A 14,646-nucleotide genomic window follows, 5' to 3' on the forward strand; every position below is an offset into this window, starting at 1 on the left:
GTGTCAGGGGACGAACGTCCGCCCCTGGGCGGTGCCCTCGACGGCCTCGGCGACCTCGGCGGATGGCGGACCGCCGCCGCCGCCGAGCGGCGGCTGCGGGCGCGGTGCGCCGGGCGCCGCTCCCGCGACCGCGGGTAGACTCGGCGGACCCAGCGGCAGGAGCCGACTCTTGAGCAACGAACCCAACCGCCCGTACCACGTGCTGCTCGTCGACGACGACGAGGCGGACGTCGCCCTGATCAGCCAGTCGTTCGCCGAGCACCACGCACCGGTGCGGCTGCACGTCACGCACGACGGGGTCGAGGCGATGGCCTTCCTGCGCCGCGAGGCGGAGCACGCCGCGGCACCCCGGCCCGACCTCGTCCTCCTGGATCTCAACATGCCCCGGATGAACGGCCGGCAGGTGCTCGACGCCGTGAAGTCCGACCACGCCCTCGCCACGATCCCGGTGGTCATGCTGACCACGTCGGAGCAGCCGGCGGACATCGCCGCGAGCTACGCCGGGCGCGCCAACGCCTACGTCACCAAGCCCATCGACCTCGCCGACCTCGAAGCGGCCATCGCCAAGATCTACGACTTCTACGGCGAGCTGTCGGCCCATCCCAAGCGAGACTGAGCCGCCCGCCCGCCGCCGGGGCGGGCCGGTCCGCGGTGGTCGGGACGTTCACGCGGCTTTCTTCTTGGCCGTGCCGTTCTTCTTCGCCGCCGCCTTCTTCGCCGGTCCGCCCTTGGCCGAGCCGGCCTTCTTCTCCGCTGTGGCCTTCTTGCCGGCGGCGGCCTTCTTCGCGGGGCCGGCTTTCTTCGCGGGGCCAGCCTTCCTGGGCCGGGTCGACGCCGCCCCGCCCGCCGCGCGCGTGCCCACCTTCCCCGAAGCGCCTCGGGACGCCTTCGCCGCGTCGACGCTGCGGCGCAGCACCTCCATCAGGTCGGTGACGTTCGTGGCCTCCGGCGCCGCCTCGGCCACGGTGACCTCGGCGCCCTCCTTCTTGGCCTCGATCAGCTCGTTGACCCGGTCGGTGTACGTGTCGCGGTAGTCGGCCGGCTTCCACGGGCCGCTCATCGAGTCGATCAGCTGCGTGGCCATGCGCAGCTCCTGCGGGCGCGGCTTCGCCTTGCCGGGCAGCTCGATCTCCTTGTGTGGGTCGCGTACCTCGTCGGCGAAGTGCATCGTCTCCAGCACCAGCAGCCCGTCGCTCGGCCGGATCGCCGCCAGGTACTCCTTGCCGCGCATCACCAACGTGCCGATCGCCGCGCGGTTGGCGTCCCCCATCGCGTCGCGGAGCAGCGCGTATGTCTGGGCGGTCTCCTCGGTCCCCGGCGCCAGGTAGTAGGTCCGCTGGTAGTAGACCGGGTCGATCTCGTCCAGGTCGACGAAGGCGTGGATCTCGAGGGAGCGGGAGCGGCCCGGCGCGATCGACTCCAGCTCGTCGGGGTCGAGGATCACGTACTCGCCGCCGCCCACGTCGGTGCCCTTCGCGATGTCCCCGTACTCCACCTCCTTGCCGGTGCGCTCGTTCACGCGCCGGTACCGGATGCGGTCGCCGGTGCCCTTCTGGAACTGGTGGAAGGACACATCGTGTTCGCGCGTGGCCGAGTACAGGCGGACCGGCACCGACACCAGTCCGAAACTGATCACGCCGGTCCAGATCGAGCGTGCCATCACCCACCGCCTTCCGGTCGCTGTCTCAGCGGTACCCGGGGGAAGCCGGTTGAACCCCCGGAGATTGGCGACCGGGGGAGGGGGTACGCCTCGGGCATGGATGGTGCGCGCGTGCGACGGTTCCCGTTCACGGCCCCGAAGCCGGTGTGGTGGCTGCTGGCGCCGCTCGGCATCCGCCCGGCCACCGCGTGGCTGGCGCTCTCCGACGACGAGCTGGTGGTCCGGTTCGGCCCATGGCGGCTGCGGACCAGCCGGGGCAACGTGCGGGACGCGCGGCGCACCGGCCCGTACCGGTGGTGGCGGGTCATCGGCCCGCACCTGTCCCTCGCCGACCGCGGCGTCAGCTTCGGCACGAGTACGGCGGCCGGGGTCTGCGTCCGGTTCGTGACGCCGGTGCCAGCCCTCCTGCCGGGGCGGTGGCTGCGCCATCCCGGCCTCACGGTCACCGTCGCCGACCCCGACGCGCTCGTCGACGCCCTCACCTGAGCCCGAGCCGGGCCAGCCCGAAAACCCGGCGTGGGCCGGGCGTACGCGATCAACGCGATCGCGCAGGAGGTGCTCTTCATCGGCGGCCCGCTCGCGGTCACGGCGAGCCTCGCGCTGTCCGGGCCGGCGGGCGCGCTGGTGGCGTTCGTGGCGATCGGGAGCGCCGGGCTCGCGGTGCAGGCGGCCGTCGTTCCACATCGGACGGTCGTGGCCACGGGCCACTCGGCGGTCGCCGGCGGTGGCGGTCGCGGTCTTCGGGCTGCCGCTGGCGCCGTGGCTGGCGGTCACCGACGAGCTGATGGCGCGGGCCGTGCCGGGGCCGCGCACCGCCGAGGCGTACGGCTGGCTCCAGACCGCCGGCCAGGCCGGCCTCGCGCTCGGCGCGGCCACCGCCGGCCAGCTCAGCGACCGCGCCGGGCCGGCCACCGCGCTGCTGCTCGCGCCGGTCGCGCTGGGCTCCGCGCTCGCGTTCACCGCCGCCCGCCGCCACACCCTGCGGGGTACGCGGTAGCCGAGCCGGGCGGCGTCAGAGGATCGGCTTCCCGCCGGTGACCGGGATGACCGCGCCGGAGATGTAACTGCCCTCGTCCGAGGCGAGCATCACGTACGGCGGTGCGACCTCCCGGGGCTGGCCGGGCCGGCCGAGCGGCGTGTCGTAGCCGAACTGCCCGACGCGTTCGGGCGGCATCGTGGAGGGGATCAGCGGCGTCCAGATCGGGCCGGGCGCGACCGCGTTCACCCGGATGCCGCGGTCGCCGAGCATCTGGGCCAGGCCGGCGGTGAAGTTGGCGATGGCGCCCTTCGTCGTGGCGTACGGCAGCAGCGTCGGCCGGGGCATGTCGTAGTTGACCGAGCTGGTGTTGATGATCGAGGAGCCGGCCGCCATGTGCGGCAGGGCCGCCTTCACGATCCGGAACATGGCGGTGATGTTCACGTCGAACGTGTACTGCCACTCCTCGTCGCTGACCTCTTCGACGGTCTCGTGGGTCATCTGGTAGGCGGCGTTGTTGACCAGCACGTCGATCCGGCCGAACTCGGCCACCGCGAGTTCCACGACCGCCCGGCAGTACGCCGGGTCGGCCACGTCGCCCGGCATCAGTACGGCCTGGCGGCCGGCCCGCTCGACCAGCTCGGCGGTCTGCTTGGCGTCGTTGTGCTCGCTCAGGTACGAGATCAGCACGTCCGCGCCCTCCCGCGCGAACGCGATCGCGACCGCCCGGCCGATGCCGCTGTCGGCGCCGGTGATCAGCGTCTTGCGACCTTCCAGGCGGCCGGAGCCGCGGTAGGACTCCTCACCGTGGTCCGGCTTGAGGCGCATCGCGGTCAGTGTGCCCGGCGGTTTCTGGTGCGGCTCGGACTTCTGGGCGTCAGACATGCTTTGCCACATTTCCGGACCGGCGCCGCCCAAACCTCCCGTCCGAACACCGGTCCACCAGCGGGGACCGGCGTGCCGGTGTGACCCGCCGCCGGGCGTGCGGGGCGCAGCACGCGGCTCCGAAAGCCGGACGGCGAGATGAAATGGGGCCGGCGCCCCTCACGATTCAATTTCAAAACGCGGTTTTCGCACCAAGACTCGGGACAGTTGCAGCAAACGGACGTGAGCGTCCGCTAGGCTGGGAAATCCTGAGGCATCCCGCAAACACTCAGGACCGCGTAAGCCCTCTCCCGTTACGGCGGGAGAGGGCTTACTTGCCGGGGAAAGATCGACAAGTGGCCGATGGAGATCGCCCGGCGACTATTTCCCGATCTGAGGCTCAGCCATTGGGGCGGGAGTCGATCGCCTGGAGTGCCCAGCTGTTGCCGTCGGGGTCGCGGAAGTAGACGAACCTGCCCCAGGGCTGCGGATCGACCTCGCTCGCCTCCACACCGGCGTCGAGCAACTGCCTGCGTGCCGCCTCGGCGTCGGCCACCACGACCTGGATTTCCTGCGTGCCCGGCGTCTTCTCGGTGATGCCGTCGCCGAGCACGATGGAGCACGCCGAGCCGGGCGGGGTGAGCTGGACGAAGCGCAGGCCCTCGTGCACCTGGTGGTCGTGGTCGGCGTTGAAGCCCAGCCGCACGTAGAAATCCTTGGCCCGGTCGACATCGGTGACCGGGACGGGAATGAGCTCGATCTTCCAGTCCATGACCCTCACCCTAGGGCGGGGTACGACACTTTCCGGCCGTTACGCCTTCCACTCCGCGGCCGGCGTGAGCGGTACCGGCACCGGGCGCTCCGCCGCCGTCGCCAGCTCGATCCGCCGCCCCTCGCCGGCCGACCGGAGCAGGGCGGTCATGACCTCGAGGACGTGCAGCGCCAGCTCGCCGCTGGCCCGCGGCGGCCGCTGGCCGTCGGCCGTGACGAGGTCGAGGAGGCCGACACCGCGGGCCCCGGCGGCGTATCCGGCCGCGGGCACCAGCGCGTGCCACGCGTTACCGCCGAGCGCGAAGTGCCGCACCTCGCCCGCGAACGCGTTTGGGTCGGGGACGGCGAGCGTGCCGGTCTCACCTTGCACCTCGATGGGGGCGGCGGTGGTCGCCACGCCGTCGAAGCTCGTGGTGATGGTGGCGAGGGCGCCGTTGGCGTGTTCGAGCACGCCGGTGACGTGGCTGGCCACCTCGACCGGGATCCGCTCGCCCGCGCGAGGGCCGGAGCCGATCACCCGCCCGTCGCGCAGCCGGCTCGCCGCGCCGACCACCGCGCGTACCGGGCCGAGCAGGTGGACCAGCGCGGTGACGTAGTACGGCCCCATGTCCAGCAGCGGCCCGCCGCCGGCCCTGTAGTAGAAGTCGGGGTGGGGGTGCCACCGCTCGTGCCCCGGCGTCACCATCACGGCCGTCGCGGAGAGGGGGCGGCCGATCAGTCCACTGTCGAGGGCGGCGCGGGCGGTCTGCGTGCCCGTACCCAGGACGGTGTCCGGCGCGCAACCCACGCGGACGCCGGCGACCGCGGCGTGGTCCATGATGGACCGTGCGGCCTCGAACGTGGCGGCGAGCGGCTTCTCCAGGTAGACCCCCTTGCCGCCGGCTATCGCGCCGAGCGCGATCTCCGCGTGCGCCGCGGGGATGGTGAGGTTGAGGACGGTCTGGATGTCGGGGCGCGCGAAGAGGCGCTCGACGCCGACCGCCTCGGCCCCCGGCAGCCCGGCGGCCACCGCGGCGGCCCGGTCGGCGTCGAGGTCGGCCACCGCGGCGACGGTCACCGCCGGATGGTCCGCGAGCGTCTCCAGGTACGCGCGGGAGATGACGCCGAGACCTACGACGCCGATCCGGTGCGGGTCGCCCACCGCATGCCCCTCTCGACGACCGTGCGGACGCTGGCGTGCTCCAGCACGTCGAGGCTGTGGCCGGGCGTGGTCACGACGACGCGCCCCTTGCCCCACCGGCGGGTCCAGATCGCCGGCGAGGTGATCGGCCGGTGCCACGGATGCCACTCCCGAGTGGGGTGCGTGGTGGTGGCGAGCACGTCGATCAGGTCGTCGTGCAGCACCCAGTACTGCTCGGTGACCAGGTCGAAGTCGTCGATGCCCGCGGTGATCTCGTGCTGGCGGCCGAGGTCGGTGAGGTGCACCGTGTGCGGCAGGTAGTTGTCCTCCTGGTCGCCGACCCGCTCGCACGGCTCCTTGCCGGGGTGCGTGGCGAACTGCCCACCGACAAGCTGGAGGTAGTCGGAGGAGGCGCGGTACGAGTCGACGATCCCGCCGTGCCAGCCGGTGAGGCCGGTGCCCGCCTCGACCGCCGCGCGCAGCCCGGCCACCTGCTCGGCGCTGATCCGCGACATCGTCACGCACTGCACGACCAGGTCGGTGGCGGCCATCTCGGCGGCGTCGGCGTAGACCTCCGGCGACTCCTCGACTCGCACGGCGTAGCCGCTGCCGCGCAGGAACGGGATGAACATCTCCGTCGCCTCGACCGGCCGGTGCCCCTCCCAGCCGCCGCGTACGACAAGTGCTCTCACAGGCGTGGCTCCCTCAGGCGCGGAACTGCTTGCCCACCAACGTGAGCAGGGCGTCGTGCGTCTCCCGGTCGGCGGAGGCGATCATGCCGTCGGCGCCCTCGCCGACCGGCTGCCCGCGCAGGCCGGTGACCACGCACCCCGCGGCCCGGCACACCGCCAGCCCGGCCGCGAAGTGCACGTTGTCGCGGATGTCGCCGTCGGTCACGTAGGCCGCCCGCCGCCCCGCCGCGACCCAGGTCAGCGCCAGCGTCGTCGACGTGACCCGCCCGCCGAACCGCCGCGTGAACGCCACGTCGTTGAGCAGCCGCACGGCCCGGAAGCCCGGCCCGTTGTCGAAGGGGGGCTCGAGGTTGACATCGACCAGGGGTACGACGGCCGGCGGCGGCGCGAGGGGGACGTCGGTGCCGTCGCGGCGGACCCGGGCCCCGCGCCCGTCGGTCCAGAACACCTCCCCCGTGAACGGGTCGGCGGCCGCCGCGACCGCCACGCCCGCGCCGTCCCGCAGGGCGACGTTGACCGCGACCAGCGGCGTGTGCGCGGCGAAGTTGAGCGTGCCGCAGAGCGGGTCGACCAGCCAGAGGCGGCCGGCGGCGGCGTCACCGTCGTGACCGGACTCCTCGCCGAGCACCGCGTCGTGCGGCCGGGCCGGCCGCAGCACGTCGAGGACCGCCCGCTCGGCCTCGATGTCTGCCGCGGTCGCGAAGTCGTTGCCGGACTTGGCGAACCGCTCCAAGGGCTGCCCGAAGCGGGCCCGCACCACGGCGGCGCCCGCCTGCGCCGCGGCAACGGCGAGGTCCGCGTCAGACATCGTTAGATCATAGTGCGCGTGCCGGATCGGGCCGCCCCGTGCCGCGCGTGCGCTGGATCAGCACGACGCAGCCGAGCACCACCAGCGCGGCGCCGATCGAGGCGGGCGTGACGGTCTCGCCGAGCAGCAGCGCGGACCAGAGCATCGTGAGTACCGGCTGGGCGAGCTGGATCTGGCCGACCCGGGCGATGCCACCGCGGGCCAAGCCGGCGTACCAGGCGAAGAAGCCCAGGAACATGGAGACCACGGTGAGGTAGCCGAACGCCGTCCAGGTGCCCGCCCCGGCGTGCGGCGGATGGGCCGCGGCGGCGGCGAGCGTGACGGGCAGGGTGACGGGCAGCGCGAGCAGCAGCGCCCAGCAGATCGTCCGGGCGCCGCCCAGCTCCCGGGCGAGCGCACCGCCCTCGGCGTACCCGAGGCCGCACAGGACCACCGCCGCGAGCAGGAAGAGGTCGGCGAGGGCGAACGTGCCGCGTACCGCCCCGGTGGTGGCCAGGAAGGCGAGCACCGCCAGCAGCCCGCCGGCGCTGGCGGCCCAGAACAGCGGCGGTGGCCGCTCGCCGGCCCGCAGCACCGCGAACACGGCGGTCAGCGCGGGCAGCACGGCGATGACGACCGCACCGTGGGCGGAGGTCTGCGTGGTCAGCGCCAGCGAGGTGAACAGCGGGAAGCCGACGACCACGCCGAGCGCGACGACCGACAGCCGCCGCCACTGGCCCCGGGTCGGCCTCGGCGCGCCGGTGAGGCGCAGGTACGCCCAGGCCAGCAGCGCGGCGCCGACGGCCCGGCCGAAGGCCACGAACCACGGGTCGAGCTGCTGCACGGCGACGCGCGTGGCGGGCAGCGACATGCTGAAGGCGAGCACGCCCAGCGCGCCGAGTGTGAGGCCGACGGCCCGATCCGCTGTTACCGTGGGCGCGACAGTAGCGCTACTCTCTACCTTCATGAAAGACGGTAACGCAGTCGATCGCGTTATCCAAGTCCTGCGCGGTCTCGCGGCCGCCGCCGGCCCGGGCGCACGGCTGCCCTCGGTGCGCGAGCTGACCGCCCGGCACCATGCCTCGCCGGTCACCGTCGCGGAGGCGATCCGGCAGCTCGTGGCGGCGGGGCTGATCGAGACGCGACCGGGCCGGGGCACGTTCGTGGCCGCGCGTCCGGCGGCGCGGCCGGCCCCCGACCTGGCCTGGCAGACGGTGGCGCTCGGGCCCGGCCGGCCGGGGGAGGAGGAGATGCAGGCGCTACTGGCGTTACCGCGACCGGGCGCCATCCCGCTCACCGGCGGCTACCTGGAGGCGGAGCTGCAGCCGGTCGCCGCCCTCGGCGCCGCGCTCGCCCGCGCCGCCCGCCAGCCCGCCGCCTGGCAGCGCGGGCCGGCCGAGGGGCGCGAAGACCTGCGCGCCTGGTTCGCCCGCGAGGCCGGCGGCGGGCTGCGCGCCGACGACATGGTGATCTGCCCGGGCGGGCAGGCCGCGCTGTCGTCCGCGCTGCGTGCCCTCGCCGCGCCCGGCGACACGCTGCTCGTGGAGTCCCCGACCTACCTGGGGGCGCTGGCCGCGGCCCGGGCGGCGGGGCTGCGGGTGACCCCGGTGCCCGCCGACGCCGACGGCGTGCTCCCCGACCAGCTCGCCGCCGCGTTCGCCCGCACCGGCGCGCGACTGTTCTACTGCCAGCCGCTGCACGCCAACCCGAGCGGCGCGACCCTGGTCGCCCACCGCCGCGCCGGGGTGGCCGAGGCCGTCCGCGGCGCCGGGGCGTTCCTGATCGAAGACGACTACGCCCGCGACCTCTCCATCGACGCCGAGCCCCCGCGGCCGCTGGCCGCCGACGACCCCGACGGGCACGTGGTCCACCTGCGCTCGCTGACCAAGTCGGCCGCCCCCGGCCTGCGGGTCGCCGCGATCGGCGCCCGCGGCCCCGCCGGCGCCCGGCTGCGCGCGGCTCGGCTGCTCGACGACTTCTTCGTCGCCGGCCCGCTCCAGCAGGCCGCGCTGGAGCTCGTCACCGCGCCGGCCTGGGCGCGGCACCTCCGGGCACTGCGTGCCGCGCTGCGGACCCGGCGCGAGGCGCTGCTGGCCGCGCTCGGCCGCCACTTGCCCGAGGTCGTCCCGCCGGCGGTGCCCCGCGGTGGCCTGCACCTGTGGGTCCGCCTGCCCGACGGCACCGACGACGCCGCGCTGGCCGTCGCGGCCGCCGCCGAAGGCGTCGTCGTCCTCCCCGGCCGCCCCTGGTACGCGGCCGAGCCCTCGGCGCCGCACCTGCGCCTGACCTACGCCGCAGCCCCGCCCGACCTCATGGACGAGGCGGTCCGCCGCCTCGCGCGTGCCCTCCGCGCCGGGGCGGCACCGTCCCGGCACGGTGTGTGATCGGCCGCCAACCGGGGGTATCGCGTCTCGGGTGACCAATCGAGGCAAAGTGATCTTGGGGATTGTCATCGCGGTGATCGTGATCGTGATCGTCATCATCGCGATCGCGGCGAGCGGCGGTGGCGGGGGCGGGGGCGGCGGCTACTGAGGCTCCCGGCCCATCGCCGGACGGCGGGACCCGCGCCCGGCTCGTAGGGTGGCCTGGTGCGATTCGGGGTGCTGGGGCCGCTGGCCGTGTGGACGGACGCCGGCGAGCCGGTGACCGTCCCGGGGCGCAAGGTGCGCGCCCTGCTCGCCGACCTGCTGGCGCACGAGGGACGCCCGGTGGCGGTGGACCGGCTGGTCGAAGACCTCTGGGGCGGGGCGGCGCCGGCCGATCCCGGTGCCGCCGTGCACGTACGGGTCTCGCAGCTGCGCCGCGCGCTGGCCGGCGCCGAGGCGGGCGCGCGGGAGCTGGTGGTCTCGCAGGCGCCCGGATACGCGCTGCGCGCCGAGCCCGGCACCGTCGACGCCGACCGGTTCGCCACTCTCGCCGCGCAGGCGCGGTCGGCCGGTGACCCGCGCACGCGGGCCCGCCTGCTGGCCGAGGCGATGGAGCTGTGGCGCGGGCCGGCGCTGGCCGACTTCGCCGACGAGCCGTTCGCCCGCCCGGCGGTGGCCCGGTGGGAGGAGCAGCGGCTGGCCGCCGTGGAGGCGTACGCCGAGGCGCGGCTCGCGCTGGGCGAGCACCGCGACCTGGCCGCCGAGCTGGTCGACGAGGTGACCCGGCACCCCTTCCGGGAGCGGCTGCGCGCGGCCCACCTGCGCGCCCTGCACCGCTCCGGGCGTACGGCCGAGGCGCTGGACGGCATCCACGACCTGCGCCACCGGCTCGCCGGCGAGCTGGGGCTCGACCCGGGCCCGGAGCTGGACGCGCTGCACCGCGCGATCCTGGCCGGCGACCCGGCCGAAGACCCGCCGGCGGCACACGAACGGCCGGTGAAGCCGACCACCAACCTGCCGGCGCCGGTGACCGAGCTGATCGGGCGGGAGCACGCGGTGCGCCGGGTCCGCGAGCTGCTGGGGGCGGGCCGCCTGGTGACCCTCACCGGCGCGGGCGGGGTCGGCAAGACCAGCGTGGCGCTGGCGGTGGCCCGAGGCGTGGCCGGCGCCTATCCGGACGGCGCCTGGCTGGTCGACCTGACGACCTGGGACGGGCGCGGCGACCCGGCCGAGCCGGTGCTCTCGGTGCTCGCCGTGGCCGACCCGCCGGGCGCCCCGAAACCGGCGGCGGAACGCCTCGCGACCGCCCTGCGCGAGCGCTGCACGCTGCTCGTACTCGACAACTGCGAGCACGTGGTCGACCAGGTGGCCGGCCTTGTCGGCGCCCTGCTGCCGGCGGCGCCCGAGGTCCATGTGCTGGCCACGAGCCGCGAGCCGCTGCGGCTGCGCGGGGAGGCGCGGTGGGAGCTGCCGCCGCTGGAGGTGCCGGACACCGACGACCCGGAGCGGCTGCTCCGCTCGGCCGCGGTACGCCTGTTCCTGGCCCGGGCCGGGCTCGACCCGGCCCCGGAGGCGGTCGGCGCCGCGGCCGAGGTGTGCCGGCGGCTCGACGGCATCCCGCTGGCGCTCGAGCTGGCCGCGACCCGCGTACCCGCGCTGGGCGTCGCCGAGCTGGCCGCGCGGCTGCGGGTCCCCCGCGACCGGTTCGGGCTGCTCGGCACCGCGCCGCGGGACGCGCCGGCCCGGCAGCGCACGCTCGCCGCGGTCATCGACTGGAGCTGGCGGCTGCTCTCCCCGCCCGAGCGGGCGGTGCTGCGCCGGCTCGCCGTCCACTCCGGCGGCTGCACGCTCGCCGCCGCCGAGGCGGTGTGCGCCGGCGACGGCGTGCCCACCGGCGACGTGCTCGACCTGGTGGCCCGGCTGGTCGACCGCTCGCTGGTGGTGCGGGCCGGTGCCGGCGCGGGCCGGTTCCGGCTGCCGGAGTCGGTCGCCGCGTACTGTCTGGACCGGCTCCGCGAGGCGGGGGAGGAGCCGGCGCTGCGCCGCCGGCACGCCGACCACCACCTCGCGGTCGCCGAGGAGGCGGAGGCCCAGCTGCGCGGCCCCGGCCAGCGGGAGTGGCTGCGCCGGCTGGACGCCGAGGGGGCGAACATGCGGGCGGCGCTGGACACGTTCCAGCGCGAGGGCGCCGCCGCGGAGGCCCTGCGGCTCGCCGGGGCGCTGGCCTGGGCGCGGATCCTGCGCGGCCGCCTCACCGAGGCGCGCCGGGCACTGGCCGCCGCGCTCGCCGTCGGCGGCCCGGCCCCCGTCGCCCTCCGGGTCAGGGCGGAGACGTGGTACGCCGGACTGGCGATCCGTCAGGGGGAGGCCGGCCCGGAGCGGGTCGCCGAGGTGCTGGCGCGGTACGCGGAGGTGGCCGACCCGATCGAGCGGGCGTGGGCGGAGTGGTTCCTGGCCGCGTCGGTGGTCGACTTCGGCGACGAGGCGCTCACCGGGTCGCTGCTGGAGGGCGCGCTGGCGGCGTTCCGGTCGGCGGGCGACCGGTGGGGCGAGGCGGCGGTGCTGAGCACGCGCGCGATGCTGGCCCACGCGCGCGCCGACGCGCCCACATTGGAGCATGACGCCCGGCGGAGCGCGGAGCTGTTCGGCGCGCTCGGCGACGACTGGGGCGTACTCCAGGCCACCGACTGGTTGATCGGCCTGGCGGACATGACCGGCGACCGGGCGGAGGCGGCCCGGCTGAGCCGCGCCAGCCTGCGGATCGCCGAAGACCTGGAGCTGTGGCCGGACGTCGCCGGCCGGCTCGGCTGGCTGGCCTGGATCGCCATGCAGGAGGGCGACCACACGCGGGCCCTGGAGTACGGGCGGCAGGCCCGCCGGCTCTGCGCCGAGCAGGGGCAGCGGCCGGGGGAGGTGTTCGCCACGATCAGCCTGGCCTTCGCCGCCCGCCGCGCCGGCGAACTCGACGTGGCCGAGGAGCACCTGCGGTGGCTGCTCGCCTCCGCCCGGGCCCAGCAGAGCGGCGAGGCGAGCCCGCTGTACCTGACGATGGTCCTCAACGAGCTGGGGTGGCTGGCCGGGCAGCGCGGCGACGCGGACGCGGCGCTGTCCTGGCACGGCGCGAGCTTCGACGCCTGCCGGGAGGGCGGCTCGGCGCAGGGCATGGCCTGGGCGGTGGCCGGCATGGCGGCCGCGCTCGCGATGGACGGCCGGGCCGGTGTGGCGGCGCGGCTGCTCGGCGCGGCCGACGCCGCCTGGCGCGAGGCCGGGCAGCCGCACTCGGCCGGCGACCGCGACGAGCTGGCCCGGACGGTGGCAGCCGCCCGGGCCGCGGCGCCCGACTACGACGCCCTCTTCGCGAGCGGTGCCGCGCTCACCCTCGACCAGGCGCGGGAGCTGGCCTACTTGGGCACGTAGACGTGCACGGCGATGCCGGAGTCGAAGCGGTCGATGTCGGCCAGCTTGAGGTGGGTCGTGTCGAAGCCGGCCCCCTCGAACAGGTGCCGGCCCGCGCCGACCACCACCGGGAAGTACCAGAAGTGGAACTCGTCGACCAGGCCGTGCTCGACCAGCGTGCGGTCCAGCTCACCGGTGCCCCACTTCACGATGTCGCGGCCCGGCTGTTCCTTGATCCGGGCCACCTCCTCGGCGACGTCGCCCTTGATGATGGTGGCGTTCCACGTGGCCTCGGTCAGCGTGCGCGAGGCCACGTACTTGGGGAGCCCGTTCATGAAGTCGGCGTCCGGCCCGGTCCGCCCCGACCACGCCTCCGCGAACCCCTCGTAGGTGACCCGGCCGAGCAGCAGCGAGTCGGCCCGCGACAGGAGCTTCTCGGCGTACCCGCTGTGGTCGGCGTCCCAGTACGGCTGCCCCCAGCGGTGCGGCTCGGCGCGGGAGGCCGTCGACGGGCGCGTGTCGTCGATGACGCCGTCCAACGACACGAACGTGGACTCGATCAGCTTGCGCATCTGTGCTGCTCCTGAGGTTTCGTGCGGGCGGCCCCGTGCCGCCCGCCGGACGAGGACAAGCCTGCCCGGACCTCCTTACGGTTTCCTTCAGGTCGCCCGTCGGTCGCCGGCGCGGCCACGACCAGCCGCGTCCACCCACCGCACTATAATGACAACCATTTCCAATAACAGGGGGAGTGGGCACATGTCATCACGCGCGCAGGCCAGGGGAGTCGACGTCGGGGCGGACACCAGGCCGGCGGTCACCGTGCTGTCCGGCTTCTGGCCGGCGGTGACGTTCGCGGCCGCCCGGGCGCTGCTCGCCGCGGACCCGTCACTGCTGCTGGTCCGCCACGACATCCGCGAGGTGCGGGACGGCGCCGTGCGCCGCGTCGTCCGCACCGGCTCCGGCGTACTGGAGGACGAGCGGGTCACGCTGGTGCACGGCTGCGGGGCGTGCACGCTGCGCGAGGACGTGCTGCCGACCCTCGTCCGGCTGGCCGGCGCCCATCCGGGCCGGGACATCGTGCTCGTGCTGCCCGAGGCGCTGGAGCCGGAGGCGCTGGCCACCGCGTGCGCGCACTGCCTGGTCGACGGCGCGCCGGTCACCGAGGCGGTGCGTTTCGACTCGTACGTGACGGTGGTCGACGCGGCCGGCCTGATGGCGGGGCTGACGAGCACCGACGACCTCTCCCGGCGCGGGCTGCACGCCGCCGACAGCGACCACCGCGCGGTCGCCGACGTGGTGGCGCGGCAGATCGAGTACGCCGACACGGTGGTCCTCTGGGGACACTCCACGGCGGACACCTTCGAGACCGCCCGCCTCGCCGTCCTGCTCGACCGGCTGGCGCCGTGGGCCGCGCACTTCGCCGTCGTCGAATCCACAGTGGACTGCACCGGCCTCGCCGACCGGCTGCGCCACACCGGCCGGCACCGCCCGGAGACCCCCGCCGTGCTGGCGCGCGGCATCGAGGGGTACGCGCTCGGCGTACACGAGCCGGTGCCGGACTGCGGCGTCGTCTCCACCGTCTTCCGGGCCCGCCGCCCGTTCCACCCCGAGCGGCTGCACCGCGCGCTGGGCGCCGTCACCGCACCGGCGCTGCGTTCGCGGGGACACCTCTGGCTCGCCTCCCAGCCGGACACCGTGGTCGCCTGGGAGGCGGCCGGCGCCGGCCTCTCGATGGGCTCGCTCGGGCCGTGGCTCGCCGCGCTCCCCGACGACCGCTGGAACGACGCGAGCGACCTGCGCAAGCTCGCCGCCGCGATGGAGTGGGACCCGTACTACGGCGACCGGCACACGCACCTGGTCACCATCGGCGTCGGGCTGGACGCGGCCGACCTGCACCGCTTCCTCACCGCCTGCCTCCTCACCGACGCCGAGCTGGCCGCCGGTGAGGAGGCGTGGCGGGGATGGCCCGACCCGTTCGCGGGCGTACTGGCACCGCGTTCCGACCGGTAGCGCC

General features: G+C 75.3%; 15 protein-coding genes. 7 read left to right on the plus strand and 8 right to left on the minus strand.

The window, feature by feature from the left end; genetic code table 11:
- On the plus strand, positions 1–138 hold the full coding sequence (locus tag ACFFIA_RS29815) for a hypothetical protein (protein WP_377257022.1): 138 nt from the start codon (positions 1–3) through the stop codon (positions 136–138).
- A 31-nt stretch (positions 139–169) separates the two neighbouring features.
- Complete coding sequence (locus ACFFIA_RS29820) at positions 170–616, plus strand: response regulator (RefSeq protein ID WP_377257025.1); 447 nt, start codon at positions 170–172, stop codon at positions 614–616.
- A 48-nt stretch (positions 617–664) separates the two neighbouring features.
- Here the strand turns inward: ACFFIA_RS29820 and ku are convergent, their stop codons facing one another.
- Positions 665–1,660 (minus strand): non-homologous end joining protein Ku, encoded by a 996-nt coding sequence (ku, locus tag ACFFIA_RS29825; RefSeq protein ID WP_377257028.1) that lies wholly within the window; start codon positions 1,658–1,660, stop codon positions 665–667.
- A gap of 111 nt (positions 1,661–1,771) precedes the next feature.
- Here ku and ACFFIA_RS29830 point away from each other — a divergent pair, with 111 nt between their 5' ends.
- Complete coding sequence (locus tag ACFFIA_RS29830) at positions 1,772–2,146, plus strand: hypothetical protein (RefSeq protein ID WP_377257031.1); 375 nt, start codon at positions 1,772–1,774, stop codon at positions 2,144–2,146.
- A gap of 238 nt (positions 2,147–2,384) precedes the next feature.
- On the plus strand, positions 2,385–2,657 hold the full coding sequence (locus tag ACFFIA_RS29835) for a hypothetical protein (protein ID WP_377257034.1): 273 nt from the start codon (positions 2,385–2,387) through the stop codon (positions 2,655–2,657).
- Between the two features lie 15 nt (positions 2,658–2,672).
- On the opposite strand, the gene ACFFIA_RS29840 is transcribed toward ACFFIA_RS29835, so the two are convergent.
- The 6 genes from ACFFIA_RS29840 to ACFFIA_RS29865 all read right to left on the minus strand — a co-directional run bounded on the left by ACFFIA_RS29840 (position 2,673) and on the right by ACFFIA_RS29865 (position 7,837).
- Positions 2,673–3,521 (minus strand): SDR family oxidoreductase, encoded by an 849-nt coding sequence (locus ACFFIA_RS29840; RefSeq protein ID WP_377257037.1) that lies wholly within the window; start codon positions 3,519–3,521, stop codon positions 2,673–2,675.
- 379 nt (positions 3,522–3,900) lie between these two features.
- Entirely contained in the window at positions 3,901–4,272 is a 372-nt protein-coding gene (locus ACFFIA_RS29845; protein ID WP_377257040.1) for a VOC family protein, read from the minus strand.
- 39 nt (positions 4,273–4,311) lie between these two features.
- On the minus strand, positions 4,312–5,412 hold the full coding sequence (locus tag ACFFIA_RS29850; protein ID WP_377257043.1) for a Gfo/Idh/MocA family protein: 1,101 nt from the start codon (positions 5,410–5,412) through the stop codon (positions 4,312–4,314).
- Positions 5,382–6,083, minus strand: a complete 702-nt coding sequence (locus tag ACFFIA_RS29855; RefSeq protein ID WP_446686986.1) for a ThuA domain-containing protein — start codon at positions 6,081–6,083, stop codon at positions 5,382–5,384. Before ACFFIA_RS29855 ends, ACFFIA_RS29850 begins: the two co-directional genes overlap by 31 nt.
- Positions 6,084–6,096: 13 nt before the next feature.
- Positions 6,097–6,891, minus strand: coding sequence for an inositol monophosphatase family protein (locus ACFFIA_RS29860; RefSeq protein WP_377257046.1), 795 nt, complete (start codon positions 6,889–6,891; stop codon positions 6,097–6,099).
- 7 nt (positions 6,892–6,898) lie between these two features.
- Positions 6,899–7,837 carry a DMT family transporter gene (locus tag ACFFIA_RS29865; RefSeq protein WP_377257049.1) on the minus strand — a complete coding sequence of 313 codons (939 nt, stop codon included), beginning with the start codon at positions 7,835–7,837 and terminating at the stop codon, positions 6,899–6,901.
- On the opposite strand from ACFFIA_RS29865, the gene ACFFIA_RS29870 reads away from it, so the two are divergent.
- Positions 7,836–9,254 (plus strand): aminotransferase-like domain-containing protein, encoded by a 1,419-nt coding sequence (locus ACFFIA_RS29870; protein ID WP_377257052.1) that lies wholly within the window; start codon positions 7,836–7,838, stop codon positions 9,252–9,254. The genes ACFFIA_RS29865 and ACFFIA_RS29870 overlap by 2 nt on opposite strands.
- Before the next feature lie 204 nt (positions 9,255–9,458).
- Positions 9,459–12,653: an ATP-binding protein gene (locus tag ACFFIA_RS29875; protein WP_377257055.1), complete on the plus strand. Its 3,195-nt coding sequence runs from the start codon at positions 9,459–9,461 to the stop codon at positions 12,651–12,653.
- Here ACFFIA_RS29875 and ACFFIA_RS29880 read toward each other — a convergent pair.
- A complete protein-coding gene (locus ACFFIA_RS29880) occupies positions 12,638–13,204 on the minus strand; it encodes a dihydrofolate reductase family protein (protein ID WP_377257058.1) in 567 nt (188 codons plus the stop codon). The genes ACFFIA_RS29875 and ACFFIA_RS29880 overlap by 16 nt on opposite strands.
- A gap of 184 nt (positions 13,205–13,388) precedes the next feature.
- Here ACFFIA_RS29880 and ACFFIA_RS29885 point away from each other — a divergent pair, with 184 nt between their 5' ends.
- Positions 13,389–14,642, plus strand: coding sequence for a CobW family GTP-binding protein (locus ACFFIA_RS29885; RefSeq protein ID WP_377257061.1), 1,254 nt, complete (start codon positions 13,389–13,391; stop codon positions 14,640–14,642).
- The last annotated feature ends 4 nt before the right edge of the window (positions 14,643–14,646 follow it).

It is taken from the genome of Phytohabitans kaempferiae, assembly GCF_042433955.1.
GTDB lineage: Bacteria > Actinomycetota > Actinomycetes > Mycobacteriales > Micromonosporaceae > Phytohabitans > Phytohabitans kaempferiae.

Excerpts from the sequence above, each read along its gene's own strand:
- ACFFIA_RS29885 (WP_377257061.1), top strand. The coding sequence starts at position 13,389 with ATGTCATCACGCGCGCAGGCCAGGGGAGTCGACGTCGGGGCGGACACC.
- ACFFIA_RS29865 (WP_377257049.1), bottom strand. The coding sequence starts at position 7,837 with ATGAAGGTAGAGAGTAGCGCTACTGTCGCGCCCACGGTAACAGCGGAT.
- ACFFIA_RS29840 (WP_377257037.1), bottom strand. The coding sequence starts at position 3,521 with ATGTCTGACGCCCAGAAGTCCGAGCCGCACCAGAAACCGCCGGGCACA.
- ACFFIA_RS29870 (WP_377257052.1), top strand. The coding sequence starts at position 7,836 with ATGAAAGACGGTAACGCAGTCGATCGCGTTATCCAAGTCCTGCGCGGT.
- ku (WP_377257028.1), bottom strand. The coding sequence starts at position 1,660 with ATGGCACGCTCGATCTGGACCGGCGTGATCAGTTTCGGACTGGTGTCG.
- ACFFIA_RS29860 (WP_377257046.1), bottom strand. The coding sequence starts at position 6,891 with ATGTCTGACGCGGACCTCGCCGTTGCCGCGGCGCAGGCGGGCGCCGCC.
- ACFFIA_RS29845 (WP_377257040.1), bottom strand. The coding sequence starts at position 4,272 with ATGGACTGGAAGATCGAGCTCATTCCCGTCCCGGTCACCGATGTCGAC.
- ACFFIA_RS29880 (WP_377257058.1), bottom strand. The coding sequence starts at position 13,204 with ATGCGCAAGCTGATCGAGTCCACGTTCGTGTCGTTGGACGGCGTCATC.